Raw genomic sequence first — 25,076 nt, 5'->3', positions numbered from 1 at the left:
TAACCCACCATCAGGCTTCTATAAGGTGCGCGCCATGACGCTGCTAGCCTGGTTCGCGGCCTTTCTGCTCGACAGTCTGTTAGGGGACCCGCCACACTGGCCGCATCCGGTGCGCTGGATCGGTAACCTGATCACGGCGCTACAGCGCGCGATCCGCCGGATTTGCCATAGCGAGAGGGCGCTAAAACTTGGCGGCGGGCTGCTGTGGCTGGGCGTCGTCGGGGTGGTTTGGCTGGTCAGTTGGGGCTTTTTAACGCTGATGCAGTATATCCACCCATGGTTGGGTTGGCTGGCGGAAGTCTGGCTGATTTATACCCTGCTCGCCGGGCGCTGTCTGGAACAGGCTGCCATGGAAGTTCACCGGGCACTGCAAAGTGCCGATCTTGAGGAGAGCCGCCGCAAGCTGTCGTGGATTGTCGGGCGGGATACCTCACACCTGGAAGAACCGCAAATCACCCGGGCGGTGGTGGAGACGGTGGCAGAAAACAGTGTGGATGGCGTCATTTCGCCGCTGTTCTTTTTGCTGATAGGCGGAGCGCCGTTGGCGATGGCGTATAAAGCGGTTAACACCCTCGATTCAATGGTGGGCTACAAAACGCCGAAATACCGCGCTATCGGCTATGTGTCGGCGCGGATGGATGACTTCGCCAACGGGTTACCGGCCCGGCTTAGCTGGCTACTGCTGAGCTGTGCGGCTTGGCTGAATGGTTTGGACTTTCGCCAGGCGCTTCGCATTGGCTGGCGCGATCGCTATCAGCACACCAGCCCCAACTGCGCCTGGTCGGAAGCCACCGTGGCTGGAGCGTTGGGAGTGCGACTTGGCGGTCCTAGTAACTACTTTGGTCAGCGGGTCGAAAAACCGTGGATCGGCGAGGCTCGGCGGGAGATCGAGCTGGCAGATATTCCACGCAGTACGCGTCTGATGATGACGGCCTCGCTATTGGCTCTGCTGCTGTTTGCAGCGTTGCGCCTGCTATGGCTTGGCGCTTGAAATAATAATTGTTTGCGCGGCTCAGCTAGCGCGACGCGGAGAACATGTGATGAAACGGTGTGTGATGGTGCAGGGAACCGCATCTGATGTGGGTAAAAGCGTGCTGGTGGCCGGTCTGTGCCGGATCTTCATGCAGGATGGCTATCGCTGTGCGCCGTTCAAATCGCAGAATATGGCGCTTAACTCTGGCATTACCGCCCGTGGCGAAGAGATGGGCCGGGCACAGATTTTTCAGGCCGAAGCCGCCGGTATCGCACCCGATGTGCGGATGAACCCGGTACTGTTGAAACCGACCAGCGATTGCCAGGCACAGGTGGTGCTGATGGGCAAAGTGGCCTGCAATATGGACGCGGTCAGCTATCACGAGTACAAGCCGCAGTTACAGCAACAAATCAGCGAGGTGTATCACAGCCTGGCCAGCGGCTACGACATCATGGTGCTGGAGGGTGCTGGTAGCCCGGCGGAAATCAACCTGCGCGACCGCGACATCGTCAATATGGGCATGGCGGCGATTGCCGATGCGCCAGTGTTGTTGGTGGCGGATATCGATCGTGGCGGGGTGTTTGCCGCTATTTACGGCACACTGGCCCTGCTAGAGCCAGAAGAGAAAGCCCGAGTGAAAGGGGTGATCATCAATAAATTCCGTGGCGATATTGCCTTACTCTACTCGGGTCTGGAGCAGATTGAGGCGCTGACCGGTGTGCCGGTGCTGGGTGTGATGCCCTGGTTGAATATCGATCTGGAAGATGAGGATGGTGTGGCGTTGCAAAATGGTAAGTATGCCCCGACAGGCAGCAGCCATGAGCTGGACATCGCGGTGGTACAGCTGCCCTATATGTCCAACTTTACCGATTTTAATGCCTTGGCGGCCCAGCCGGACGTAGGGCTGCGCTATGTTTCGCACCCGGCGGCGCTGGCCGGTGCCGATCTGATCATCCTGCCGGGTAGCAAAAACACCCTGGGGGATCTGCAGTGGCTACAACGGAGCGGGTTGGCGGCGGCGTTACAGGATCAGCACCGTGCTGGAGTGCAGATCGTGGGTATTTGCGGCGGCTACCAAATGCTCGGCAAGCACATTGTTGATGGCGTGGAATCCGGTGTGGAACAGATGGCAGGTTTGGGATTGCTGGATGTTACCACCCGCTTCGCACCGCAAAAAGTCACTACACAGGTGACAGCACAATGTGAGCCTGGGTTGCCCGGCCTCTGGTCTGGCTGTGGCGAGCAGGATATCGTTGGTTATGAAATCCATATGGGCACCACCCAGCTTGGCTCAGAGGCTACGCCTTTCTCCCGCCTTTCCCTACGTAACGGCCAACCGGACAGCGCTTTTGACGGGGCTGTTAACTCCACCGGTAACGTGCTGGGCAGCTATATTCATGGCCTATTCGACAGCGCGCCTTTTTGCCGCGCGCTGCTAAACCAGCTGCGCCAGCGTAAAGGGTTGCCGGTTTATGACGGCCCGGCTTTCGATTATGCCGATTATAAGCAGCAACAGTTTGATCTCTTGGCCGATAAGATGCGGGAACATATTGATATGGATAAAATTTACCGCTTTATGACCGAGCACCAACAAACGGGGGCCCAATGATCCTGATCACCGGCGGAGCACGCAGCGGCAAAAGCTCGCTGGCCGAAAGGTTAGCGAGTGGTGTCAGTGAGCGGGTGTTGTATATCGCCACCTCGGTGGTCACCGATGAGGAAATGGCCGAACGGGTTAAGCTGCACCGCCAGGCCCGGCCTGCACATTGGCGTACCTGGGAGGGGAGCCAGCAACTGGCCAGCGTGATCGACCAACAGGCGGCGGCGGGAGAGGCGGTGATCCTGGAGTGTATTACCACGCTGATCGCCAACCTGATGTTTGACCTGACCGGGGAGACGCCGGTGGAAAGCATCGATTTTGCCGTGGTTGAAACGGCAATCCAACGGCAGATCGACGATTTGCTGGCCGCCTGCTCCCGCAGCCCGGCGGCGATCTATCTGGTCACCAACGAGTTGGGGATGGGCATCGTGCCGGAAAACCGTCTGGCACGTCACTTCCGTGATATTGCCGGGCGTGTTAACCAGCGTTTGGCCGCCGCTGCCGAGTCGGTGCTATTGGTAATTTCTGGTATTGAGGTCAAGATCAAATGAGTTTGCGACTGTTTTGGGCCACCCTGCAATTGATGACGCGTATCCCGCTGCCTGCCAGTTGGACACAGGGGTTAGCGATGGACAATTATCAGCGTGGCATCGTCGGTTTCCCCTTGATTGGCCTGATCGTCGGTGCAATTGGCGGCGCCGTATTCACCCTGTTGGCTCCCTGGTGTGGGGGGCCGTTGGCAGCGTTGGGCTACGTGCTGGCGTTGGCTCTGGTGACCGGTGCCTTCCACCTCGACGGATTGGCCGATACCTGTGATGGCGTGTTCTCGGCCCGCACTCGGGAAAAAATGTTGGAGATCATGCGCGACAGCCGCCTAGGTACCAATGGTGGGCTGGCGCTGATCTTTATCGTCGTGGCCAAGGTGTTGGTGATCAGCGAACTGGCACTGCGTGGGGTACCGATGTTGGCCACGTTGGCGGCAGCAGGAGTGGCTTGCCGGAGCCTGGTGGTGTTGATGATGTATCGCCAGCCCTATGCCCGTGAGGGTAATGGGCTGGGGAACCTTTACATTGGCAAGATCAGCGGCGGACAGACGCTGTTCACTCTGGTGCTAGGGGCCGCTTTGGTCGCCTTGTTAGGGCATGGGCAGGGGCTGTTTGCGCTTGGCTATGCGCTGATCGCCGTGCTGTTGCTGCGGGCCTATTTGCGCCGCCGTCTGGGCGGGCAAACGGGTGACACCCTGGGTGCGGCGATAGAAATTGCCGAGTTGATCTTCTTACTGGCACTGCTGTGAGTGGGCGCTATGCGGCTATTTTTGGTACGACACGGGCAAACGGCAGCGAATCGGCAGGGCGTATTTTGCGGCATGACCGACTTGCCGTTGACCGAACAAGGTGAGCAGCAGGCGAGGCAGATCGCACAATGGCTGGCCGAGGTGCCTTTTACCCAGGCGATCAGCAGTGAGTTAAGACGCGCCCGACATACCGCCGAGATCGTGCTTGGGCAGCGGGAACTGGTGATCCAACCCGACGGTGGCTTTAACGAAATGAATTTTGGCGACTGGGAGATGCGCCATCACCAGGATTTACAGCGGGAGGATAGTGCTGCCTGGGCCGACTGGGTGGCGGATTGGCAACTAGCTTGCCCGCCAGCAGGAGAGTCCTTTCCACTGTTTTCACATAGGATCGACCAACAGGCCCAACGTCTGCTGAACGAACCGGGCGATGGCGATCGTCTGCTGGTGGCGCACCAAGGCTCTCTGAGCCTGCTGCTGGCCGGGCTGCTAAAGCTGCCTGCCGCTGGGATGTGGCATTTCCCGTTTACCCAGGGAGCCTACAGCGTGGTGGAACTCAACCAGGGGTTTGTCACGCTAAAAGTATTTAACAGCCAGGCTCATTGGCAGCCTGCAAGCAGAGAATAAAGTTATGCAAACATTGTCATCGTTAATCGACTCGATTAAGCCGTTGGACGCGGCTGCCATGCAACAGGCAGCGGCAAAGATTGATGGCCTGCTCAAGCCACCGGGCAGCCTTGGTCGCCTGGAACAGTTGGCAACCCAGTTAGCCGGGATGCGCGGTTTTAGTGGGATGGCCGCCAGCCGCAAACAAATCATCGTCATGATGGCCGATCACGGCGTTTATGCCGAAGGGGTGGCGGTGTCACCGCGTGAAGTGACGGTGATCCAGGCGCTGAATATGGTGAAAGGCAATACCGGCGTCTGCGTATTGGCCGCCAATGCTGGTGCCGAGGTAAAGCTGGTGGATGTTGGCATCGACAGCGCCCCCTTGCCGGGTCTGATCGACATGAAAGTCGGACGTGGCAGCGGTAACATTGCGCGCGGTGCGGCAATGACGCGCCAGCAGGCGAAGGAGTTGCTGTTGGCCACGGCTCAACTGACGCTGGAACAGGCGGCGCTTGGGGTGAAGCTGTTTGGCGTCGGGGAACTGGGGATGGCTAATACGACGCCAGCCGCAGCGCTGGTCAGCGTCTTTACCGGCCGCGATCCGCAGGAAGTGGTCGGCATTGGTGCCAACTTCCCCAGCGACCGTTTACACCACAAGGTGGACGTGGTGCGCCGGGCTATTGAGGTAAATCAGCCGGATACTCAAGATGCGCTGGACGTACTGGCAAAGCTGGGTGGATACGATTTGGTGGGAATGGCTGGCGTGATGTTGGGGGCTGCGGCGGCCGGTCTGCCGGTGATCCTCGATGGTTTTCTCTCATATGCCTCTGCGCTGGCGGTCTGCGGCATTGCGCCTCAGGCTCGGGATTACCTGCTGCCGTCCCATTTCTCTGCGGAGAAGGGCGCGGCTGCCGCACTTGAGCACCTGAAATTGGCACCTTATCTGCATCTGGATATGCGACTGGGGGAGGGCAGCGGTGCCGCCATTGCCATACATATCGTGGATGCGGCCTGCGTGATGTTTCATCAGATGGGGTCGTTGGCGGACAGTAATATTGTAATTCCCGGTAGCGCGACCTGACCGGTTGATTAACTCAGCGAGCGCAGAATGCTGCGCCCGCTTGTTTCGCGTTCTTGGAACTAGGCGGTTTGCAGGCTGGTTGCCCGGCCAAACAGGCGTTTAAACAGCCAGTAAATCACGCTGGCTGCCAGCAGTGAGTTAATGGTTGGCACGCCCCATTCCGTCACCAGACCAATCACGCTTCCGACGATGCTGGCGATAATCGCCGCCCAACCGATGAGCGGCGTTTCCTGCGGCAGTTGTCCAAGCTGGCGGCTGGCGTCCAAAGCGTCTCGGTGGCTGCGCAGCAGGAAATAGTCCACCAGCATGACGCCGAGGATCGGTGGGAATACCACGCCCAGCACGGTCAGGAAATCCACAAACCGATCCAGGATCCCCAGAACCGAAAGCAGCGTGCCCAACAGACCGATAATCACCGTGGTTGCGGTGTATTTCAGCTTTTTACCGGTAATCCCTTCAACCGCATTCACCACGCCCAAGGACGACGAATAGAGGTTCAGATCGTTAACGCGCAGGGTGGAGAATACCACTACCAGCAAACCGATGCCGCCCGCACTTTGAGCCATGATCGTTACCACGTCTGCGGTGCCGAGCGTTTTGGCAATAAAAATCGCCAGGCCGTTAACCACGAATTCACCGGCAATAATGGTCAGCAGCGTAATGCCAAACACGTGGCGTTTGTTTTTGGAGTAACGGGTCAGGTCTGGAGTCATCAGGCTGGCAACAATGGCGCCGCCGACCACGATGGTGATGCCCGCGCTGATGGTTAACGCTTCCCCCATAGGGGCCAGCAGAATGGCCTCATGCAGTTTCTGCCCAGAGAGGACGTTATAGGAAATAAAGAACACCAGCAGGATAAACAGCGGCACCGCAATACGTGCTGTGATGCGCAGCGCTTTAAAACCAAAAGCGACCAGCACCGTCAAAAACAGGCCGGAGAGTGAGGCTGACAGCGGGAAGCCCAGGCGATCGCCCAAGGCGAAGTTAAGCGATTTGGCAAAGATGGCGTTCTGAATACCAAACCAGCCCAACAGGCTGACGGCCACTACCAGGCCGATAAGCACCGAACCTATACGGCCAAAGCCACACCAGCGAGCCAGCAGGCTGCCGGAAATACCTTCTCTCATCCCGGCCAAACCTAGCCCGAACGTCACGACCCCAAAAATCAAGCTGCCAATAGAGATGGCGATAAAGGCATCGGTCAGGGTCATTGAGTTGCCCAATACGGCACCCAACATAAACTGGTCCAAGGCCGTTAGCATACCCATATGCACGATGGCGACGCTGAGGAAGGAGACCCTCTTATCCTGCGGTACCCGGCTCAATGGGTAGTCTTCAATTTTAATCACGATAATCTCTCGTTAACGTTTAAATAAATTGGATGCCTTTTTCAATCAGGCGTACTGGAATGTAGCTGTCCAAATTCACCAGTTTGCAATACTCTTCGAACTGTTGGAGCGTATGCACATCGGCTTTTTGGTAGATGTTGTAGATTCTATTTTCTATGGTTTTATTGCTGACGTCATATAACCTGGCAATCTCTTTGTTGGTGTAGCGTTGCAGCATCAAAAATATGATATCCAGCTCCGACTGGGTAAAAATCTGGATGCTGACTTCGGTGGTTAATATGCTGGGTTTTTGCTGGTTGATATATTTTAGCGGTGAGAAACTGTCCAGCGGACGGGCGTTCCACATGGTGCCAACCAGCTCTTCCTTGTCATTATAGATAGGCAATTTTTCGCTGATAAAGGGGACCAGGCTGTCGCTGCCGTACCAGAAGTGCGTCTCGATGACGGCTACGCGATCCCGCGTTCCTTCGGTTTTTCTATCGTGTTCTTGCAAGTCTGGGGCGAACTCTGCCCAATCGGCAGGGAATTCGGCATCAAGCTTGCCCGCAATATCGAAATTGAGAGGTGTGTTGGTATAAAGATAGGCCGCCTTGTTCATATAAATATGGCGTGAAGATAAATCTTTAATGCCCCAAGGCTCATTTAAATGTTCCATCATGGTGATGAGACCTTTTAAATATAATTCATTGCTCTGCCAAAATGAATCCATTTGAACCCCTCATACTTCAGCGCTATCAGATGTTTTTCGCTAAATAGATGCGAGTATGGCGGTGCGCATAGCCCGCTAAGTTGCCATACGGTTGGTACCCCAGTTTTTCGTAAAACGCCTGCGCCTGAAAACTGAAGGTATCGACATAGGCCATATGGCAACCGCGCTTGACGGCTTCCTGCTCTGCCCGCAGCATCAGGTCACGGCCGTAGCCTTTTTTGCGATACTCGTCACCTACCCACAGGTACTGGACTTCTAATCCACCCCACCAGGTTCTGGCAACCAGCCCGGCTACGATCTGCCCACGCTCGTCGGTGACGGTCAGGAATAACGGATGAATATCTACTGCATCATACTGATGGTTGTGCGCCCAGAGGCTGTCAATCACGAACTCTTCGTCCTGCGGATTTGGAGTGTCCGTTACGTTAATCTTCATGGCCAATCTTTCCTTTTCATGCTAATAATTCAAATGTTCATTAAGGTGTCTGTATTGATTAGCTTTTGTTAACATTTATTGTCAGTGATTACAAGGGTGTTTTTCACCTGTTTTCCTGGTGGCAAAAAATGGGTATGTTGTTGGCAAGAGAAGGGAATAATTGACCTTTCTCAACAGTATACCGAATAGAAAATATTGTGCTTCACCAGGGATACGCCCTTAAGGGCAGAGGGTAGTGACAAGAGCAAGCCAACTTGCCAACAGCACTATGCCTCACTGAACATGTAGTAAGATTTACCATCACTTCACAGTAATGCATTGCGGCAAAGTAGTGGATTAAACTCCGCTACTTTGCCGCAAAATCCGCGCCGTTATCGTATAATTACCTGTCAAGCACCGCGTTTCGTGGTGCCTCCTCGCTTCAAGTGGCTCCACTGAGGTATTATGGCTGAGCGGCCCATTTCGCGGCCAGCTTGCAACAGGTGAGAAAGTATTGATGGCATTATGAAAACACTTAAGCCACGCCGCCCTCATGGGAGGTGGATCTATTACATTCTGCACGAAGATATTCTTTGGCCCTGCCCAGTCAAATGGGAGTGGGAAGAGAATTTCGAGGCATGGTTGCCTTTTTACTACTCGCCCACTCTGGAGTTTGTGGCAGGCGATCCGGCGAAAGCCATCAAGGTGACGAGACCCCAAACGCCCGGCTTGCAGCCGAAACGCCTGGAGTACGCTTGATTCGGGTATACCCGATGATTATTCAACCATTCTCTGAATGCCGATACTCGCCAAGTCATGCTATCAGGGCTGAAACAATCCATTCCCAATGCACAACCGCTTTTCTGGCGGAGCTCAATTGAGTAAATCGTGAACGGTACGGCGCACGTAGTGGGTCATTTGTGCCAGATCTTCGGGTGCAACCGGGCCTCCGCCAGCCAAGACGACCTGCTGCTCGATCTGAGTGATCTCTTGCTCAACTCGGTTGGCGATTTGCACCTTGACGATCTTGTCTACCGATGACAGCAGAACCTTCAATACCACTTTCAGCGCAATGTTTTCGCAGAATGAATCGTAGGAGTGAGCTGTTGGCGGCGCTTCTACCGCCGGTGGCGGCATGCGTGGGGCCATAGCCTTGAAACTGTCTACATTTTCAATAATAAGATCCATGTCTCTTATTAGTTCATCAAAATCTTTAGACACTGACTTATTTCCCTTTGCAGTACGCAAAAAATAGAACGCCTGGCTTTGGTAGGTGGACAGGCGGACACAGCTTGGATCGACCGGACGTTCAACGGATGAGCGGTAGGTTGAGCGGCATTTTAACCCTGCTCGGGTTCCGCAAACAAGATAGGGATGATTGATGTTTCACCTTCTATGTATAACTGCCAGTGATGATTTTTCGCTGACCATACAAAGTGTATTGCCGCACGTAGCTCTGATAACCGGGGGAGATGATAAAAAATGCGAAGGGTATTCAGATAAACGCTTAGACCGCAACCCGACAGGCGCCGCACAGGCTAAACTTGAGGGGCAGACATTCACACAGGGAGGAGATATGGAACCCGAACGTGGCATTAAGCGAGTGATACTTTCTGACGGTGCTATCAAACATGTGGTGGTGGAAGACGCTATGGGCAACGAGCGCCCCCTGGCTGCCGTAGATTACATCTCTGAGGGGATACAGCCGCCGTTGGAAACGCTGCCGGAAGTCCCGGCCCAGGAAGAGTAAAAAGCTCCAGGAGGATGGGGTGTAAGCCCTCGGCACAGGGCGGTGATTGCTGCTGCCAATCCGGCACGATATTGCCCATTGCTAGCCTTTTCCCCATACTGGCAGAAATTGTGTATTTTATTGCAGCCAGCAGGAAGGGCAAGTCAGTGTCAACGGTCAAGAAAAACTCTACTCCCACGCTGTTTCTGAAAATCAAACCCCAAGAAGCCGTGCTGGTCTTTATCACCATGCTCTGGGGCGGCACTTTTTTGGCCGTACATCAGGCCATGCTGGTCAGTGGGCCATTCTTTTTTGTCGGGCTACGCTTTGGCACCGCGACGTTGGCGCTAGTGCTGTTCTCTCTGCGTTCGCTGCGGGGGATGACCTGGTACGAAATCAAGGCCGGGGTGTTTATCGGCACCTCAATCATGTTCGGCTATGGGCTGCAAACCATGGGGCTGCAAACCATCACCAGCAGCCAGTCGGCGTTTATTACTGCCATGTACGTGCCGATTGTGCCGTTATTGCAGTGGTTGGTCCTTGGGCGTATGCCGGGGATCATGTCCTGGATTGGCATTCTGCTGGCCTTCGTCGGCCTGATGCTGTTGAGCGGGCCAAGCAGTTCCAGCCTAGCATTCAGCGGCGGTGAATTCCTCACATTGGTCAGTGCGCTGGCGATCGCCATCGAGGTGATTTTAATCGGTGCTTTTGCGGGCAAGGTCAACGTGCGGCGGGTGACCATTGTGCAGTTGGCTACCGCGTCGTTGTTGTCGTTTTTGATGATGGCCCCTACCGGGGAGTCGGTTCCGGCGTTTTCCAACTATCTGCTTTATAGCGCAGTAGGGCTGGGGATAGCCAGTGCGGTGATCCAACTGACGATGAACTGGGCACAACGCAGCGTTTCACCTACCCGTGCCACGGTTATTTATGCCGGTGAACCGGTATGGGCTGGGATAGTCGGCCGTATCGCCGGTGAGCGTTTGCCGGGGTTGGCGTTGATTGGCGCAGGGTTGATTGTGTTGGGGGTGATTGTCAGTGAGTTGCGTATTCGGCGAAAACCAAAGCCTGCGGAGTTAACGTAGAGGCGCTGCATGCTGCGCCTGTAAAAACGCCGCGTGAGAACGCGGCGTTGCAATAACCAAAATCAGGCCGCCTTCTTACGGCGTACAAACTGATAACCGATCCCCAGAATGATAAACCACAGCGGCGTGACGACCAGCGCCTGGCGTGTGTCCTCGCGCAGCGTCAGCAGCACCAGCACGAATGCGAAGAACGCCATGCATACCCAGCACATCAACTTACCGGCAGGCATCTTGTAGATCGATTTCTGGTGCAGAGCCGGACGTTGCTTACGGTAGACCAGATACGAGCACAGAATGATGGTCCAGACGAACATGAACAGAATAGCCGACACGGTGGTGACCAGCGTGAATACGGTCATGACGTTCGGGATAAGATAGATCAGCACCACGCCGCCCAGCAGACAGATACAGGAGAAGGTCAGGCCGTTTGCCGGTACCGCACGTTTGGACAGGTTGGCAAAGGATTTAGGCGCATCGCCTTCCTGTGCCAGGCCGAACAGCATACGGCTGGTGGAGAACACGCCGCTGTTGGCTGAAGAGGCGGCAGAGGTCAACACTACGAAGTTGATCACGCTGGCTGCGGCTGGCAGACCAATCAGTACGAACAGCTCGACAAACGGGCTCTTATCGGCCACCACAGAGTTCCAAGGCGTTACCGACATGATCACGATCAGCGCGAAGACGTAGAACATGATGATGCGGATCGGGATGGAGTTGATGGCGCGTGGCAGCACTTTTTCCGGATCTTTGGTTTCGGCGGCGGTGGTTCCCACCAGCTCGATACCCACAAAGGCAAACACCGCAATCTGGAAGCCGGCAAAGAAGCCGCTAATGCCTTTCGGGAACATGCCGCCGTCATTCCATAAGTGGGAGAAGGAGGCCACGCTGCCGGTTGGTGATTCGAAGTGCATCGCCACCATGACCAGACCGGCGATGATCAGGCCCACTATCGCGACGATTTTGATCATCGCAAACCAGAACTCCATCTCACCGAACATTTTCACCGTTGCCAGGTTCAGGCTGAGCAGCAGCAACACGCACAGTAAAGAGGCGATCCATTGGGAGAGATCGGGGAACCAGAACTGCGCGTAGGCGGTAATGGCCACCACGTCGGCAATGCCGGTCACTACCCAACAGAACCAGTAAGTCCAACCGGTGAAGAACCCTGCCCAAGGGCCGAGGAGATCGGCGGCAAAGTCGCTGAAAGATTTGTACTGCAGATTGGAGAGCAGCAGTTCGCCCATCGCGCGCATCACGAAAAACAGCATAAAGCCGATGATCATGTACACGAAGATGATGGAAGGCCCGGCCAGGCTGATGGTCTTACCGGAACCCATAAACAAACCTGTACCAATGGCACCGCCGATAGCGATCAGCTGGATATGTCGGTTTGAGAGGTTTCGCCTTAGGTGATCTTCTGATCCGGGCGTGGCGTCCACTGCTATTTTAGAATGATCTACCATCTTATGCTGTCCTGTTTTTACCTGTCATGAGTGGAATGGCGAGCTCTGAAGTGGCTCTTTTTTATCTGTATTCGCCGGTTTTTCCGACAAAAGTTAAGGTAACTCAATATCACCACCTTTGTGCAACATATTTACAACATAACGGGGTGGGATAAAAGCCGATTATTCTTTACTCAGGGGAGGCAAATCGGACGTCTAGGGGGCGGAAGATTACTCTTTACTGCGGTAAATGAACAGTACCGGCAGTGGTTATCTCATTGATTAAACAGGGGCTTATAAAATTCGCATGAGAAAAACTAATGATAAAAGGCGATTAAACTAATCCAGATGCCTGCCGGTGCTTTAGGGGCGTTAATAGCGGGTGTTGCGCGGGGAGCAGTTGAGTTCTAATCAGTTTATTGCTGCAGCTGGCGCGGCTTGGCAGAGGATCGCCGAGCGTGCAGCGTACATTTGGTTAGTTTTGCGGTTCAAATCACAAAAGTATAAATCATTGGTTGAGTCACGGTGGTCAAAAGGTCGAGAAGCCACCAGCTACACCTGCTGATCACAAAAGCATCATAAATAGGTACAAGCTCCCATTGGCCAGCGGTAAGCTGTGTTCATCACGGTAATACAGAGAGGGGATTGAATATGTACAAGACCATTTTAGTACCGGTAGATCTTGCAGAAGACGTATTGACTGAACATGCGCTCGAACACGTGGAGTATCTGGCCAAGATGTCTGGGGCCAAGGTGCATTTCTTCCATGCCTTGCCGGATGCTTCGGCGTTTGTGACCGCCTATTCGTTTGGCATCAAAGAGTTTGAAAATCAGGCTGAAGTGAAGGCGGTGGAGGGGCTGAAGAAACTCATGGCGAAGATCGACCTGCCGTTGGAGCGTCTGTCTTATACCATCAGCTTCGGTTCGCCACGTGACGAGGTGTTACAACTTGCTGAGGAAATCTCAGCCGATCTGATCGTGATTGGCTCCCGCCGTCCTAGTGTCAAAACTTACCTGCTCGGCTCGAATGCGGCCGCCATTGTACGCCACGCCAAGATCTCGGTGATGGTAGTCCGATAATTCGCTGGTTAGCCCTCATCAAACCCGGCCCGCGCCTTGCGGGCCAATTACCCCCAAAGAAAACGGCGCTTGCCAGCATGCCCGTGCAGATACTGTGCAAAAGGTGAGTTAATTCCTAGTCTATAGGGCTATTTATTCGCATCACGAACAATAATGGGGTAATAAAAATCCCACAACATTATTAATGTTTAAATGGGACTAATCCTATTGTTGTTTTTTAACTATTGATTAATAGGAGGGGGTAGATATTGATTAAGACAATGATAGAAAATATTCTGTTACGAAACTTATCATTCAACCGCTGAGGGGGGCTAAAATACACCGCCAAGCCGTTATCAGACCCCAAGCGGGGGGCCTGATAGCGCACGGATTATTGGCGGTAGGCGTGCTTGATCTGCTGAATACTGTTCTTGAAGATTTCAGCCTGATCCGGGTCATCCACCTGAGCGGCAAAGCGTTCCAGATTGATGATCACTTTACCGGCATCAGCCTGGCCAATGGCCTTTAATATCAACGTCAAAGTCGCTTTTAGGCAGGCAACTTCGGTGGCCAGCGCTTGTGGGTCTGCAGACGTAGTGAAGTCAACGTTGCTCATTTTATCTCCTGAATTTTAAGGCGTAAGCCTGAAGTGAAATGTGAAAATGTGGTTTGATGCACAACAACCGGCTGCCGACTCACCCAGGCAGACCCCGTGCCTCATTTAGGGCGCGGAGTATATCACAGCATTGGCAGTTCGTATCGCGTGTGGCCGGGTGGCGGGGGCACGATGCCCGTGAGGGCTGGTTGGCAGGGCATTTTTTCCGTTAGTGGTGTAATTCCTTCGCATACTCATTTATAGTTAGTGATAGGGTGCGTGCTTTCAGACTGCGTGGATTTTATAAAGTAATACTGGCTTAATTCGACGTGATGAATAACTATTTCATCTGCAAGCTATTGACATTTAGGTCGGTTATTTTCTCTTGAAATGTCACCTTTTTCGCCGTCCACAGCGGTTATGTATTCTGAATAAGGGTTTCCCTATAGCGGTTTGTACGTGATTAAAAATGGCATAATTTTGTTATTTTTTTGTGATTCATATAGTTACGGGTGATAATTGGTGGGGTGGTTATTATCTGGTTTTGTGAAAACAGCGATTAATTTTCCCGCCAGATGGCGTAAAATGGCGTATCATGGTGATAATGTATTGAGCCTAATAGGCTTGATGGTTTTTTATCCGCTAGCCAGTGGTTTAATCGTAACAAAGGTGGCGCAGGGGTCGACAAACCTGGCCATAGTTAACCGAGAGTAAGTATTAATCTGTATTCATTCTTTGCTGAAAACCAAGTAATATCTGTTTAGATGACAGAGGCTGATTGATTGCGTTACTCCCTTATTTTGGAGAATTTTCCTTGATTAGCGTTCTTCTTGTTGATGACCACGAACTGGTGCGCGCAGGGATACGACGCATTCTTGAAGATATCAAAGGCATTAAAGTTGTTGGCGAAGCACAATGCGGTGAAGACGCCGTAAAATGGTGCCGCGGCAACTCTGTCGATATCGTTCTGATGGATATGAATATGCCGGGTATTGGGGGGCTGGAAGCCACCCGTAAGATTGTACGTTACACGCCCGATATCAAGGTCATCATGTTGACTATTCATACTGAGAACCCGTTGCCTGCCAAGGTGATGCAAGCGGGCGCGGCTGGCTATCTGAGCAAAGGCGCAGCACCGCAAGAGGTGATTAACGCGATCCGTTCGGTACATGCCGGCCAGCGTTACATCGCTTCGGACATCGCCCAGCAAATGGCATTAAGCCAGTTGGAGCCGCAGGCGGAAAACCCGTTCAGCACCTTGTCTGAGCGTGAATTACAAATTATGTTGATGATCACTAAAGGGAAGAAAGTGAATGAGATCTCAGAACAGCTGAATCTCAGCCCTAAAACAGTGAATAGTTATCGTTATCGTATGTTCACCAAGCTGAATATCAGCGGGGATGTTGAATTGACCCATCTGGCGATCAGACACGGGCTGTTCAACGCGGAGACATTGTTAAGCAGTGAATGATCGTTTTGATGCACCGGCATTTCTTAAAACCGTAACCAGTCAGCCTGGCGTTTATCGCATGTATGATCTGACGGGGACGGTGATCTATGTGGGTAAAGCCAAGGACCTGAAAAAACGTCTCGCGAGCTATTTCCGCACTCAGGTCAGTAGCCGTAAGACGGAAACGCTGGTCAAAAATATCGCGCAAATTGACGTTACCGTTACTCATACGGAAACCGAGGCGTTACTGCTGGAACATAATTATATCAAGCTGTATCAACCCCGATATAATGTTCTGTTGCGCGACGATAAATCCTATCCGCTGATTTTTTTGAGTGCCGATAGCCACCCAAGGCTGACGGTACACCGTGGTGCCAAGCATGCCAAAGGCGAATACTTTGGCCCGTTCCCCAATTCTTACGCCGTGCGTGAAACGCTGGCGCTGCTGCAAAAACTGTTCCCCGTGCGTCAATGCGATAACAGCGTCTACCGCAATCGCTCCCGTCCTTGCCTGCAGTATCAGATTGGCCGTTGTCTGGGGCCATGCGTTGCCGGTTTGGTGAGTGAGGAAGATTATCGCCAGCAAGTAGACTATGTGCGCCTGTTTTTGTCCGGTAAGGATCAGCAGGTATTGCACCAGTTGATTGAGCGGATGGAAAACGCCAGCAAACTACTCAATTTTGAAGAAGCTGCGCGTATCCGCGATCAGATCCAGGCGGTACGGCGAGTAACGGAAAAGCAGTTTGTCTCAGGAGACAGCGACGATCTGGACGTGATCGGCGTGGCTTTCGATGCGGGTATGGCCTGCGTACACGTGCTGTTTATTCGCCAGGGCAAGGTGTTAGGCAGCCGCAGCTACTTCCCGAAAGTACCGGGTGGTACAGAACTGAGTGAAGTGGTGCAAACCTTTGTGGGCCAGTTCTATTTACAAGGCAGTCAGGCGCGCACCTTGCCAGCCGAGATCCTGCTGGACTTTACGTTACCGGAAAAAGATCTGCTGGCTAGCTCGCTAAGCGAACTGGCTGGCCGCAAGATCCAGATCCAGAGCAAACCGCGTGGCGATCGTGCCCGCTACTTGAAGCTGGCGCGTACCAATGCCTCGACGGCGCTGGTCACCAAGCTTTCTCAGCAATCGACTATCCATCAGCGGCTGGCGGAACTGGCGAAAACGCTGAACCTGACCGAAATAAACCGGATGGAGTGTTTCGATATCAGCCACACGATGGGGGAGCAGACCGTTGCTTCCTGCGTGGTGTTCGACAGTAACGGTCCGTTGCGCTCGGAGTACCGGCGCTACAATATTACCGGTATCACGCCGGGTGATGACTATGCCGCGATGGCGCAAGTGCTGAAACGGCGCTATGGTAAGGCTCTCGAAGAGAGCAAAATCCCTGACGTCATCTTTATTGATGGCGGGAAAGGGCAACTGGGTATGGCGATTGACGTGTTCAATTCGCTGAACGTGACCTGGGACAAGCACAAACCGTTGCTGATCGGTATTGCCAAAGGCAGCGATCGTAAAGCCGGGCTGGAGACGTTGTTCTTCGTCCCTGAGGGGGAGGGGATTTCGCTACCTTCGGACTCGCCGGCACTGCACGTGATCCAGCATATTCGTGATGACTCACACAACCATGCGATCACCGGCCATCGCCAGAAACGGGCGAAAGTCAAAAACACCAGCGCTTTGGAACTGATCGACGGCGTTGGGCCAAAACGGCGTCAGGTGCTGTTGAAGTATATGGGTGGACTTCAACCATTATTGAACGCCAGCGTTGAGGAAATTGCAAAAGTGCCGGGTATTTCACAAGCATTGGCAGAAAAGATCTACAATGCATTGAAACACTGAGGGCAATGTAGCAACATACTCTTAATTTCCACTCCAGCCAGATAGTTACCAGCATTATGCAATTGAATATACCGACTTGGCTTACCCTGTTCCGCGTAGTTTTGATCCCATTCTTCGTACTGGCGTTTTACCTGCCGTTCGTCTGGGCTCCGATGCTCTGTGCGGTCATTTTCGTGTTTGCTGCTGTAACCGATTGGTTTGACGGCTTTTTAGCCCGTCGCTGGAAGCAGACAACCCGCTTTGGTGCGTTCCTCGATCCGGTTGCCGATAAGGTGATGGTGGCGGTGGCCCTGGTGCTGGTAGCTGAGCATTATCACACCTGGTGGATCACTCTGCCTGCGGCAACCATGATCGCCCGCGAGATCATAATCTCGTCGTTGCGCGAATGGATGGCGGAAATCGGCAAGCGCAGCAGCGTGGCGGTTTCGTGGATTGGCAAGGTGAAAACCATGGCGCAGATGATGTCATTGGTTGGCCTGTTGTGGCGTCCAGAACGTACAGTGGAGTATCTGTCGTTCGGCTTGCTGTACATCGCCGCCGTGCTGACCTTCTGGTCAATGTTCCAATATTTGAACGCGGCACGCCGCGATTTGCTGGAACCTTGATCGAAGCGATGTAAAAATCGGCAAACGAACCCGGTGAGACAACAATTTTATTGACTCACCACGCCAGATAAGTAGAATGCATCGCATCAGACGGCAGCGGTGAGTTGCCAAAAGAGTTAAAAAAATCAGCAAGTTCTGATTAATGCGGGAATAGCTCAGTTGGTAGAGCACGACCTTGCCAAGGTCGGGGTCGCGAGTTCGAGTCTCGTTTCCCGCTCCAAATTTAGTAAAGCTGGTGATTACGAGCTTTAGCCTGCAAAGGCAAACAGAATTAAGGCGCGTTAACAAAGCGGTTATGTAGCGGATTGCAAATCCGTCTAGTCCGGTTCGACTCCGGAACGCGCCTCCAATTTTCCCGAGCCCGGGTGGTGAAATCGGTAGACACAAGGGATTTAAAATCCCTCGGCTTATGGCTGTGCGGGTTCAAGTCCCGCCCCGGGTACCAGGAAAATAAACTAAGAATAATCAAAGCAATATGTAGTAATGTCGTACCGCCGAGAGGCGGTTTTTTTGTGCCAAAAATCACGTTTCAGAAGATGTTCGGAAGATGCTTTCGGCAAATAAAAACCGAAAGCAGCATATCCATTCACTTTTATTGATTACCTACCACCGGCACAATTTTTACTTTCCTGTCATAAGTTGCCGTTTGGCTCGCATTTTTGTGGCCAGATATCGCCTGTTTCTCACTGAGCGAACCTTCCAGATCCGAAATGCCTTTTGCCTTCAAATCGTGAAATGTAAAATCAATGTCAAGACCTGGGTTAGCAACCTTGGCTGCCAGATTCGTTTATATGTACATTGGCACCTTGGCTAACGACGTCATTGAGTACGCTATAATCTGCATCTTTGTCTACCCGCCAGAATACCGAGACTCCGGTGTCTTATGGTTTACCATACTTGTATGCCTAAATATTGACGAAGGTCGAATAGTTTAACTTTTGGCCACGATCTCGTAGGTGATTACGTCGGTGTAGTCGCCTAACTCCTGGTCGTCACTGCCATACAGATCAAACGTGGGTGTAAAGCAGGTTTGGTTACCGCTGTCTTCAAACCTGATGCTGGAATTGTCAGTATTCGGCAGCAGGATCTGTTTGCCCATACTGTCCAGCGTCAGGGTATAGGGAAGCGTATTGGTGGGTGTCAGGCTGTGCTTGAGGAGAAAGCGATTATTCACCATCCCGTTAGCGTTAGTGGCATTAACGATAAAATCCTTACCGGCACTTTCAGTGGAAAGATAACTGATGCAGAGGCGATCGGCGTTGTTGGTCATGACTTTCTGTTGCTGGCCGGTGGCGATCTCGCCTAAGTCCCAGTCAGGGGCATTCATCGTAAGATTCACGATCACCGGGGGTATATTGGGGTTGGTCAGCAGTTGGCACTTGGATGTTGCCTGTGAGGCTGAAAAATAGACCGCACCAGCTTGATCATATGATACAGCCGAATTATAAACATTCGAGAGACGTATGGCCATTATGGCTACGTCAAGACGTGCTACATTGACAACGACTTTACCTGTGTGGGGGCCAAAATCTTTCCACCCACCAGTAGTGACATTGTTTCCATAAGCCAGATGACCTTTTTCGAATTTAATAATGCCGTGCGAATCTCCAGGGATCACGCCATTCATGGTGATGCTAGATCTAGGAAGATAGCTATCGATGGCTTTTCCTTTTTTATCATAGAGATAAATCACAACACCCCTGCTGACACGCTGGCTCAAGGAGAAGCCAGGTGGATCGGCTGGCATATCGAGCCAGTCGACAGAAAAGGTGACTTGCCAGCTGCCATTGTCATTTTTAATCACTCCGCAGTTGCTGAGACCGGAAATGACTGGGGCGGCTATGAATGGGTAAGCATAGACTGGACCAGAGCTAAAAAGCAGCAATGAAAAAAGAATGAGGAGGTGTTTCATAATAATACCTGTTAGATTCGACAAATTAGAAATGCAGTTTGCTGAGCAACTGATAAAGCTCAAGGCGATTGTGTAACCCCATTTTTTTGATCGCGTTGCATCGTGTCAGACTGACGGTTTTGGTGCGCAGCCGGCAATGAGCTGCAATCACACTGTCAGACCAACCCCTCTTGATCAGTTTGAGCACTTGGATCTCGGTATCTGACAGCGTGCGGTTTATTGATGGAGGGGGAATTTCTTCATCAGGGCAACGGTGCAAATGTTGCTTCAGCGTGTTTAACGTCATCCCTAACGGATCACCGCGATACAGTGCGTTATCCCGGCGAAGCGGGTCCGCGGGCAATAGGCGATGATAGATATACAGCGTCTGGGGATGGTTAAAGGCGCTTTGCCATTCCTCCCAACTTGAAAGGGCGGGCGTGCGGATAACCAGGTGCGCTGTGCTCAGTAAGGAGCTCTCGTTGATGGTGATATTAGCGCCTTGCGAAAGAAACTCATTGATGATCACTTTCAATCCATTGGCGTAGAAATGGTTTTGATCGAAGATAGCAATATTCATAACTCTTTTTCCGTGCGTTTACTGGCGAGGCAACCGCGATAGCCAGGTAAGGTGATTTGTTTGCCCGGCAAGCGCTGCGGTGTTCCCGGGTAGATGTTGAGATCTGCAACCGGGAGGCCGTCAGTCAGTATTCCTTTGAGGGTGACGTGGACATTCCCCGTTGCGGTGAGGAGTGCACCCTCGTGTTCGCATTGGATATCAAGCCCGGTTTTTTCGCGGTCTGGTCGTTGGCGTATGATCGCGCTGAAGCTCAGGTTCACGGCGATGCCCGATGCTGCACGTTCTGCTGAGGTGCCCTGCAACTGCACTATTGGGCGTACATTGAGACGATAGACCGTTTCGCTTTCCACGCTTTTCAATGGCCGCAGGGTGAGCACCTTATGCTGCTGCGGGCTGAGGGTCAGTTTGAACGGCGAGGCATACAGCGTAGGTTGGCGGACCAGCCCCAGAGGAATACGTTGTTCCTGGGAAAAGTGAACGCCTGGGTTGGTCACTAACTCGGTTGCGATAGTGACGTATTCAATCCGATCGCCATTATTGCTGACCGTGATGGTCTGCGGTTCGTCACCTCGCAACTCAATGCGTTTCGGTGAAATGTCGATCGCCGCCTCTATTGCGCCAACGGGCAGAAGCGCGCAGCTCAGGCCGAGGAACCAGGATAAAAGATGCGGCTTCATGGCTGCGCCTTGGCAACAGGTTCAAAAGTGAGCTTCAGCTCCCCTTGATAAATCCCCGCCGTAGTTTTGAAATCCCCATCAGGTGGCTGTGCGCTGATGTTGAGGGTGTAATCCCCCATGGTGTCCTGCAATGGCTGCGCCGAAGCGGGGTTATGGAACTGCACTGGTGCGCCTACCGACAGTGTTTGCGCTGAGTTTCCCACATTGGCCATGCTGATCTGGGCGGGCTGAAATTGCAGTGCTGGCGTTTGAGCTTGGCGGAGGATCAATGCCTCATCCAGGCTCACCTGAAAGATACCGTTGCTGGAGGTGATGCGCAGTGGCAACTCGATTTGATAGGGGGAATTAGCCGCACCGTACTGGAACATCTCCATTTCCTGCGTATACCAACCTCCGTTGGCATCATTGACGATGAGTCGATTGGCTTTAACGACGGTAGTGCTGACGCGACTGGTCGTTTTGCCTGTAAGCATCACTACATTGGCACCGGCTGTCGAGAGCAGGGCCGATGCCAGCAACAGTGTGCAGGCTAGCGAGCAACGCTGCTTCATGATTGACTCCCTGTCTGATAAATCACCACCCCATAGCCGATGCTGACCAGCAAAGGCAGGCCTGCAGGCGTTGATCCTGCGGTGGTCACGCTCAGATGTTGTTGTGGCCGAAATGTGATACGCCATACCTGGGTTTTCGCCGGTGCTGAAAGCACACGTAACTGCATCGTTCTTTTTTGATCAGGGCCAAGGATCAGACGCGATGGCATGACCAGCAATGAGGGAGACTCGGTATGACCTACGTCAATCAATGTTTCGGGTTGGAGTCCCGGATTGGTCAGCAACTGCTGCCGGACCTCCAGATACAGTGGCCCGTCCCCGCGGTTTTCCACTACCAGTTCGGGTAACCGGCCTTGGAGTGGGACGGTCAACTCAGCCTGTGAGAGGCTTAATAACCCCCCCGCGTAGCTGCTGTGTACGAGCAGCAGCGCCATCAATACGCTTAACCCGCGCCAGAAGATCAGGGACATGTGATTTCAACCGGTTTGCCATCGAGATCGGCGCTAAACTGTCTGATTTTCAAGGTCTGTGGCGTACCGGGAAACAGCGCCAATACGTCAGTCACCGTATTACTGGCTGGGGTTGCTTTAACCTGGCGCAGGAGTAGACGAGTATTGCCGCTATTGAGCAAGGTGAGCTCATTAACGCCGCAACGGTGCTCCAGCGCAGTGCGCTGATTGGCTGGGGCGGGCAGATGGCGTATCAATACGCCATACCCTACAGAAAGCGTCACCGGGGCAGTAATTTTATCGTCTGTGACTCCGCTGAATTCCAGGGATTTAACGGGGACAACATAAAGCCGATACACAGTCTCGCTTGCTGGCTCTTGCAACGACGTGAGGAGGATATCCCGCGACTGGTTAGGCCCCAGCGTCAGTTTGTTGGGTGTGGCCATCAGTTCTGGATGTGGCAGTTGGCTGATGAGTGTTTTGTGTTCCTGCGCTTCACCGGGGTTATCCACCTTTGCCAGAGAGATCGAAAGATAGAGCGGGGCATCGCCGGTGTTACGCACCGAGACGCGTTGCTCATGCTGGTTAAAAACCTTGAGGCTGATTGGCGTTACCATCAATTGTGGCCCCGCACTGGCGTTTAAAGGCAAGCCATTGAGGCTGGCCAACAGGGGAAGCAGTAAAAGTGTTTTTTTCATCATGACTCCGGTAGGGCAATGCTTGGCACTACAGTGCCGAACAGGTGTAAACATTGTTATTGGGTTTGCTCAGATCGCAGCGAAAACGACGGTTTTGGTTTTCGACCTCGATGGCGGGTAATAGCTGCTTGCTAGCGATGGAGAACAGGCCATTTGGGTAGGCAATGTCACCGGTTTCTTGGACAGTTCCACTCACCGGGTTCCCCTGCTCGTCTTGCAAAAATCCGTTATACAGCAGGTTAATATCCACGCTGGCTTTGGCTGCGTAGACCTGGCCTGGATGGGCGCGTGTGATATTGGCAGGCACTTCAACGTTGATGTCCTGCTCGCGATCCTGACTATTGACACGGGCAAAAGCGATATCCCGATAGCTGTTGATAGGCACGGCGTAAACGCTGCCACTGCCCACGGGAGCCCCCTCAACTTCAAAGCCATAATCCACCCCCTGTAGACTGGGGGTAGAGAGCAACATGGCGGTACCGCTGTTGCTGTAGCGGCCCAGTGCGATCCCTCGGCTATTGGCGGCAACCATGCCGCGATAGTTCAGGTCGGCGTTATTGTTGCTCGCGCTGCGGCCCAGATTTAGCGCAACATCGCCACGGCTACCTTCTCGAGTGGCATACAAGTTCACGTTATTGGTATCGCTGATGCGGCTGACTGTGGTGCCCAACGTGGTTGTGCCAAAAGTATCGGTACTGGCATGGCGGTAGTCGCCGCTGAGTTGGGTTTGTCCACCGGAACGCGCGGCGGAGAAACTGCCCTGTACGCGATCCAACGTCCAGGTCGTATTGAAAAAAATGCCGTAGTTGCCGCCGGACTGCTGGTATCCCCCTTTTTGAATGCCCACTGAGAAGGTTGACCACAGTCCATTGGGGCGATAGTTCCAGCGTGATTCAACCTGATGCGATTCGCCACTGGAGTATTGGCTGTAGTTGTACGAGAGCAGCGTGCCTCCCAGGCCACGGCTGTAAGAGAGCGCGCTGCTTGATGAGCCATAGCTGTAATAAGAAACGTTATTGTGCTGATAACGACTGTAAGAAAGGTTGCCCAGTGTGTTACCGTTCAACGACAGGTTGAGATAACCCCCAGTGCCCTTTTCACCGCTCATTATTCCAAGTGTTGGCGCGATCTGGACATCCCCCAGCGTGCCTGGACGTGTGATATTCCCTTCGGTAGCCCATTTCCCTTGTGAACCTCTGATAACGGTTCCATTGAAGAAAAACCACAGCACATCACGGCTGAAACCACCTTCCAGCAAATGCCCATCGTTGCCAAGATCTTTACCCGCCGTCAGATGCCAGGCTACATAGCCGGGATAACCGCCAAAATTGACGTTACTGATGGCGTGGTTTTCGCGGTTGATGATATTGCCGTTCCGATCGACCAAGCGAACTTCGACCGAATAGTAGCCACCTGGCAGATCGTTAACGCTGATAGCATTGCGCCCCAGAACCGCCGGGCGCTTGAGGATCATACGGCCATCGCGATAGAACTCGTAGTTGCCCTCAGCGGCGGAGAACAGCACTAGCTCACCGTTGTCGCCGCCGACACGCAGGTTCGATTGGCTGCCGAGGGTCACAAACTGATCAAAGCTGGGGGAGAGCGTGGTGCTAACGCTGCCCGAGTTATAGTCGATGCTGTTCTGCCGGCCTGCACGTAAATAAGTAGAGGTAAAGTTTTTTTGCAGGTAGTAGGTTGAAATGCCCTGACGGTGAGAGTTTTCTCCACGCATGCTGCTGTAGTTACTGTACCAGTTGAGGTAGGCAAAACTTTGCCAGGGCATGCCCAGCCAGGCATTACTATTGATATTTGCGGCGCGATAACGATCGCTGGAGGTGCGGATATCCACGTTTTGGTTGTGTACCAATCCCAATGAGGTTGCAGGCAAAATGTAGTCGCTTTCACTGCTGCGCAGGGTAATGGCACGCCGTAATTTATCCACCGTCACGTATTGACCCTCCAGCGTGAGATCGCAACCGTTCTGGCATTTTTTGTAGTCCAGTTGATCGAATATTTTCTGCATTTTAGTGATGACTTCGGGGGTAACGGCATTGCTACGATATTTTTCCTGATCAAAACTGAGCTTATTCAGTTGTGGTGAATAACTGATAAAATCCGGCAAGGTAAGGCCATCAATGGTGGCAACATATTTTGCGGTGTCATCAATTTCGGATTCGCTAAAACCGGCTGGAACACCATAGACGAATTTTAATGGGTTATTAGCCTGCGCATGAGTAGTGATAATCAACGTCAGGAATATCGACCGGCATAGCGTCAGATAAACCTCTCCTTTTTTAGAACATTTCTTTTCCTTGATGAACATTAATTATGCATTCCAGGCAAATTAAATATAAAAAAGTGTTAAAGGCCACTTCGCTAGACAAAGTGGCCA

The 25,076-nt window shown here is 52.9% G+C and carries 27 protein-coding genes and 3 tRNA genes; 16 read left to right on the top strand and 14 right to left on the bottom strand.

Annotated elements, in window-relative coordinates:
* Positions 1 to 34: 34 nt before the first annotated feature.
* The 6 genes from cbiB to cobT are packed head-to-tail and all read left to right on the top strand — an operon-like array spanning position 35 to position 5,557.
* On the top strand, positions 35 to 991 hold the full coding sequence (cbiB, locus tag N6G83_RS16995) for an adenosylcobinamide-phosphate synthase CbiB (RefSeq protein ID WP_024528485.1): 957 nt from the start codon (positions 35 to 37) through the stop codon (positions 989 to 991).
* Positions 992 to 1,040: 49 nt separating this feature from the next.
* A complete protein-coding gene (locus N6G83_RS16990; RefSeq protein ID WP_211136097.1) occupies positions 1,041 to 2,582 on the top strand; it encodes a cobyric acid synthase in 1,542 nt (513 codons plus the stop codon).
* The gene (gene cobU, locus N6G83_RS16985; RefSeq protein WP_211136088.1) at positions 2,579 to 3,124 is read left to right on the top strand and encodes a bifunctional adenosylcobinamide kinase/adenosylcobinamide-phosphate guanylyltransferase; all 546 of its coding nucleotides are present in this window, start codon (positions 2,579 to 2,581) and stop codon (positions 3,122 to 3,124) included. Before N6G83_RS16990 ends, cobU begins: the two co-directional genes overlap by 4 nt.
* On the top strand, positions 3,121 to 3,867 hold the full coding sequence (gene cobS, locus N6G83_RS16980) for an adenosylcobinamide-GDP ribazoletransferase (protein WP_074031284.1): 747 nt from the start codon (positions 3,121 to 3,123) through the stop codon (positions 3,865 to 3,867). The genes cobU and cobS overlap by 4 nt, the downstream gene beginning before the upstream one ends.
* A gap of 9 nt (positions 3,868 to 3,876) precedes the next feature.
* A complete protein-coding gene (locus N6G83_RS16975) occupies positions 3,877 to 4,494 on the top strand; it encodes an adenosylcobalamin/alpha-ribazole phosphatase (RefSeq protein WP_074031338.1) in 618 nt (205 codons plus the stop codon).
* Between the two features lie 4 nt (positions 4,495 to 4,498).
* The gene (gene cobT, locus N6G83_RS16970; protein ID WP_211136087.1) at positions 4,499 to 5,557 is read left to right on the top strand and encodes a nicotinate-nucleotide--dimethylbenzimidazole phosphoribosyltransferase; all 1,059 of its coding nucleotides are present in this window, start codon (positions 4,499 to 4,501) and stop codon (positions 5,555 to 5,557) included.
* Between the two features lie 59 nt (positions 5,558 to 5,616).
* Here cobT and N6G83_RS16965 read toward each other — a convergent pair whose 3' ends face one another.
* The 3 genes from N6G83_RS16965 to N6G83_RS16955 are packed head-to-tail and all read right to left on the bottom strand — an operon-like array spanning position 5,617 to position 8,051.
* Positions 5,617 to 6,906 (bottom strand): cytosine permease, encoded by a 1,290-nt coding sequence (locus N6G83_RS16965; protein WP_074031286.1) that lies wholly within the window; start codon positions 6,904 to 6,906, stop codon positions 5,617 to 5,619.
* A gap of 19 nt (positions 6,907 to 6,925) precedes the next feature.
* Complete coding sequence (locus N6G83_RS16960) at positions 6,926 to 7,615, bottom strand: helix-turn-helix transcriptional regulator (protein WP_024528492.1); 690 nt, start codon at positions 7,613 to 7,615, stop codon at positions 6,926 to 6,928.
* A gap of 25 nt (positions 7,616 to 7,640) precedes the next feature.
* Positions 7,641 to 8,051 (bottom strand): GNAT family N-acetyltransferase, encoded by a 411-nt coding sequence (locus N6G83_RS16955; RefSeq protein ID WP_074031288.1) that lies wholly within the window; start codon positions 8,049 to 8,051, stop codon positions 7,641 to 7,643.
* 504 nt (positions 8,052 to 8,555) lie between these two features.
* Between N6G83_RS16955 and N6G83_RS16950 the strand changes: the two genes are divergently transcribed.
* Positions 8,556 to 8,789, top strand: a complete 234-nt coding sequence (locus tag N6G83_RS16950; RefSeq protein ID WP_211136086.1) for a hypothetical protein — start codon at positions 8,556 to 8,558, stop codon at positions 8,787 to 8,789.
* Positions 8,790 to 8,903: 114 nt separating this feature from the next.
* Here the strand turns inward: N6G83_RS16950 and N6G83_RS16945 are convergent, their stop codons facing one another.
* Entirely contained in the window at positions 8,904 to 9,218 is a 315-nt protein-coding gene (locus N6G83_RS16945; protein WP_024528493.1) for a hypothetical protein, read from the bottom strand.
* A 388-nt stretch (positions 9,219 to 9,606) separates the two neighbouring features.
* On the opposite strand from N6G83_RS16945, the gene N6G83_RS16940 reads away from it, so the two are divergent.
* Together N6G83_RS16940 and N6G83_RS16935 are read left to right on the top strand one after the other, a co-directional pair.
* Positions 9,607 to 9,780 (top strand): hypothetical protein, encoded by a 174-nt coding sequence (locus tag N6G83_RS16940; protein ID WP_199062812.1) that lies wholly within the window; start codon positions 9,607 to 9,609, stop codon positions 9,778 to 9,780.
* Positions 9,781 to 9,926: 146 nt separating this feature from the next.
* Complete coding sequence (locus N6G83_RS16935; protein WP_074031291.1) at positions 9,927 to 10,841, top strand: DMT family transporter; 915 nt, start codon at positions 9,927 to 9,929, stop codon at positions 10,839 to 10,841.
* 62 nt (positions 10,842 to 10,903) lie between these two features.
* Here the strand turns inward: N6G83_RS16935 and cycA are convergent, their stop codons facing one another.
* A complete protein-coding gene (gene cycA, locus N6G83_RS16930; RefSeq protein WP_024486730.1) occupies positions 10,904 to 12,304 on the bottom strand; it encodes a D-serine/D-alanine/glycine transporter in 1,401 nt (466 codons plus the stop codon).
* Positions 12,305 to 12,934: 630 nt separating this feature from the next.
* Between cycA and N6G83_RS16925 the strand changes: the two genes are divergently transcribed.
* Positions 12,935 to 13,363: a universal stress protein gene (locus tag N6G83_RS16925; protein WP_021804757.1), complete on the top strand. Its 429-nt coding sequence runs from the start codon at positions 12,935 to 12,937 to the stop codon at positions 13,361 to 13,363.
* 370 nt (positions 13,364 to 13,733) lie between these two features.
* Here the strand turns inward: N6G83_RS16925 and N6G83_RS16920 are convergent, their stop codons facing one another.
* Positions 13,734 to 13,958 (bottom strand): DUF2594 family protein, encoded by a 225-nt coding sequence (locus N6G83_RS16920; RefSeq protein WP_074031292.1) that lies wholly within the window; start codon positions 13,956 to 13,958, stop codon positions 13,734 to 13,736.
* 793 nt (positions 13,959 to 14,751) lie between these two features.
* On the opposite strand from N6G83_RS16920, the gene uvrY reads away from it, so the two are divergent.
* From uvrY to N6G83_RS16890, 6 genes are all read left to right on the top strand, one after another.
* Positions 14,752 to 15,408, top strand: coding sequence for a UvrY/SirA/GacA family response regulator transcription factor (uvrY, locus tag N6G83_RS16915; protein ID WP_024485703.1), 657 nt, complete (start codon positions 14,752 to 14,754; stop codon positions 15,406 to 15,408).
* Positions 15,401 to 17,233 (top strand): excinuclease ABC subunit UvrC, encoded by a 1,833-nt coding sequence (gene uvrC / locus N6G83_RS16910; RefSeq protein WP_074031293.1) that lies wholly within the window; start codon positions 15,401 to 15,403, stop codon positions 17,231 to 17,233. The genes uvrY and uvrC overlap by 8 nt, the downstream gene beginning before the upstream one ends.
* A gap of 56 nt (positions 17,234 to 17,289) precedes the next feature.
* A complete protein-coding gene (gene pgsA, locus N6G83_RS16905; protein WP_024528495.1) occupies positions 17,290 to 17,838 on the top strand; it encodes a CDP-diacylglycerol--glycerol-3-phosphate 3-phosphatidyltransferase in 549 nt (182 codons plus the stop codon).
* A gap of 144 nt (positions 17,839 to 17,982) precedes the next feature.
* Positions 17,983 to 18,058: transfer RNA gene (locus N6G83_RS16900), tRNA-Gly, on the top strand.
* A 55-nt stretch (positions 18,059 to 18,113) separates the two neighbouring features.
* A tRNA-Cys gene (locus N6G83_RS16895) sits at positions 18,114 to 18,187 on the top strand.
* Positions 18,188 to 18,197: 10 nt separating this feature from the next.
* Positions 18,198 to 18,283, top strand: a tRNA-Leu gene (locus N6G83_RS16890).
* Positions 18,284 to 18,430: 147 nt separating this feature from the next.
* On the opposite strand, the gene N6G83_RS16885 is transcribed toward N6G83_RS16890, so the two are convergent.
* The 8 genes from N6G83_RS16885 to N6G83_RS16850 form a co-directional block, all read right to left on the bottom strand.
* Positions 18,431 to 18,619 (bottom strand): integrase, encoded by a 189-nt coding sequence (locus N6G83_RS16885; protein WP_074031294.1) that lies wholly within the window; start codon positions 18,617 to 18,619, stop codon positions 18,431 to 18,433.
* A gap of 150 nt (positions 18,620 to 18,769) precedes the next feature.
* A complete protein-coding gene (locus tag N6G83_RS16880; protein WP_211136084.1) occupies positions 18,770 to 19,750 on the bottom strand; it encodes a hypothetical protein in 981 nt (326 codons plus the stop codon).
* A 25-nt stretch (positions 19,751 to 19,775) separates the two neighbouring features.
* Positions 19,776 to 20,309: a helix-turn-helix transcriptional regulator gene (locus N6G83_RS16875; RefSeq protein ID WP_074031297.1), complete on the bottom strand. Its 534-nt coding sequence runs from the start codon at positions 20,307 to 20,309 to the stop codon at positions 19,776 to 19,778.
* The gene (locus N6G83_RS16870) at positions 20,306 to 20,986 is read right to left on the bottom strand and encodes a hypothetical protein (protein ID WP_211136083.1); all 681 of its coding nucleotides are present in this window, start codon (positions 20,984 to 20,986) and stop codon (positions 20,306 to 20,308) included. The genes N6G83_RS16875 and N6G83_RS16870 overlap by 4 nt, the downstream gene beginning before the upstream one ends.
* The gene (locus N6G83_RS16865) at positions 20,983 to 21,537 is read right to left on the bottom strand and encodes a hypothetical protein (RefSeq protein ID WP_211136082.1); all 555 of its coding nucleotides are present in this window, start codon (positions 21,535 to 21,537) and stop codon (positions 20,983 to 20,985) included. Before N6G83_RS16865 ends, N6G83_RS16870 begins: the two co-directional genes overlap by 4 nt.
* Entirely contained in the window at positions 21,534 to 22,007 is a 474-nt protein-coding gene (locus tag N6G83_RS16860) for a hypothetical protein (RefSeq protein WP_211136081.1), read from the bottom strand. The genes N6G83_RS16865 and N6G83_RS16860 overlap by 4 nt, the downstream gene beginning before the upstream one ends.
* Positions 21,998 to 22,687: a pilus assembly protein gene (locus N6G83_RS16855; protein ID WP_211136080.1), complete on the bottom strand. Its 690-nt coding sequence runs from the start codon at positions 22,685 to 22,687 to the stop codon at positions 21,998 to 22,000. Before N6G83_RS16855 ends, N6G83_RS16860 begins: the two co-directional genes overlap by 10 nt.
* A gap of 25 nt (positions 22,688 to 22,712) precedes the next feature.
* On the bottom strand, positions 22,713 to 25,007 hold the full coding sequence (locus N6G83_RS16850; protein ID WP_260524001.1) for a TcfC E-set like domain-containing protein: 2,295 nt from the start codon (positions 25,005 to 25,007) through the stop codon (positions 22,713 to 22,715).
* Between the last annotated feature and the right edge of the window lie 69 nt (positions 25,008 to 25,076).

The sequence above is a fragment of the Serratia sp. PL7 genome (genome assembly GCF_945957435.1).
This window is presented reverse-complemented; position numbering and strand designations above follow the sequence as displayed.

What these genes read in the sequence shown, in the direction of transcription:
- cbiB (WP_024528485.1), top strand. Translation starts at nt 35, where the DNA reads ATGACGCTGCTAGCCTGGTTCGCGGCCTTTCTGCTCGACAGTCTGTTA.
- N6G83_RS16990 (WP_211136097.1), top strand. Translation starts at nt 1,041, where the DNA reads ATGAAACGGTGTGTGATGGTGCAGGGAACCGCATCTGATGTGGGTAAA.
- cobU (WP_211136088.1), top strand. Translation starts at nt 2,579, where the DNA reads ATGATCCTGATCACCGGCGGAGCACGCAGCGGCAAAAGCTCGCTGGCC.
- cobS (WP_074031284.1), top strand. Translation starts at nt 3,121, where the DNA reads ATGAGTTTGCGACTGTTTTGGGCCACCCTGCAATTGATGACGCGTATC.
- N6G83_RS16975 (WP_074031338.1), top strand. Translation starts at nt 3,877, where the DNA reads ATGCGGCTATTTTTGGTACGACACGGGCAAACGGCAGCGAATCGGCAG.
- cobT (WP_211136087.1), top strand. Translation starts at nt 4,499, where the DNA reads ATGCAAACATTGTCATCGTTAATCGACTCGATTAAGCCGTTGGACGCG.
- N6G83_RS16960 (WP_024528492.1), bottom strand. Translation starts at nt 7,615, where the DNA reads ATGGATTCATTTTGGCAGAGCAATGAATTATATTTAAAAGGTCTCATC.
- N6G83_RS16955 (WP_074031288.1), bottom strand. Translation starts at nt 8,051, where the DNA reads ATGAAGATTAACGTAACGGACACTCCAAATCCGCAGGACGAAGAGTTC.
- N6G83_RS16950 (WP_211136086.1), top strand. Translation starts at nt 8,556, where the DNA reads ATGAAAACACTTAAGCCACGCCGCCCTCATGGGAGGTGGATCTATTAC.
- N6G83_RS16945 (WP_024528493.1), bottom strand. Translation starts at nt 9,218, where the DNA reads ATGGATCTTATTATTGAAAATGTAGACAGTTTCAAGGCTATGGCCCCA.
- N6G83_RS16940 (WP_199062812.1), top strand. Translation starts at nt 9,607, where the DNA reads ATGGAACCCGAACGTGGCATTAAGCGAGTGATACTTTCTGACGGTGCT.
- cycA (WP_024486730.1), bottom strand. Translation starts at nt 12,304, where the DNA reads ATGGTAGATCATTCTAAAATAGCAGTGGACGCCACGCCCGGATCAGAA.
- N6G83_RS16925 (WP_021804757.1), top strand. Translation starts at nt 12,935, where the DNA reads ATGTACAAGACCATTTTAGTACCGGTAGATCTTGCAGAAGACGTATTG.
- N6G83_RS16920 (WP_074031292.1), bottom strand. Translation starts at nt 13,958, where the DNA reads ATGAGCAACGTTGACTTCACTACGTCTGCAGACCCACAAGCGCTGGCC.
- pgsA (WP_024528495.1), top strand. Translation starts at nt 17,290, where the DNA reads ATGCAATTGAATATACCGACTTGGCTTACCCTGTTCCGCGTAGTTTTG.
- N6G83_RS16880 (WP_211136084.1), bottom strand. Translation starts at nt 19,750, where the DNA reads ATGAAACACCTCCTCATTCTTTTTTCATTGCTGCTTTTTAGCTCTGGT.
- N6G83_RS16875 (WP_074031297.1), bottom strand. Translation starts at nt 20,309, where the DNA reads ATGAATATTGCTATCTTCGATCAAAACCATTTCTACGCCAATGGATTG.
- N6G83_RS16870 (WP_211136083.1), bottom strand. Translation starts at nt 20,986, where the DNA reads ATGAAGCCGCATCTTTTATCCTGGTTCCTCGGCCTGAGCTGCGCGCTT.
- N6G83_RS16865 (WP_211136082.1), bottom strand. Translation starts at nt 21,537, where the DNA reads ATGAAGCAGCGTTGCTCGCTAGCCTGCACACTGTTGCTGGCATCGGCC.
- N6G83_RS16860 (WP_211136081.1), bottom strand. Translation starts at nt 22,007, where the DNA reads ATGTCCCTGATCTTCTGGCGCGGGTTAAGCGTATTGATGGCGCTGCTG.
- N6G83_RS16855 (WP_211136080.1), bottom strand. Translation starts at nt 22,687, where the DNA reads ATGATGAAAAAAACACTTTTACTGCTTCCCCTGTTGGCCAGCCTCAAT.
- N6G83_RS16850 (WP_260524001.1), bottom strand. Translation starts at nt 25,007, where the DNA reads ATGTTCATCAAGGAAAAGAAATGTTCTAAAAAAGGAGAGGTTTATCTG.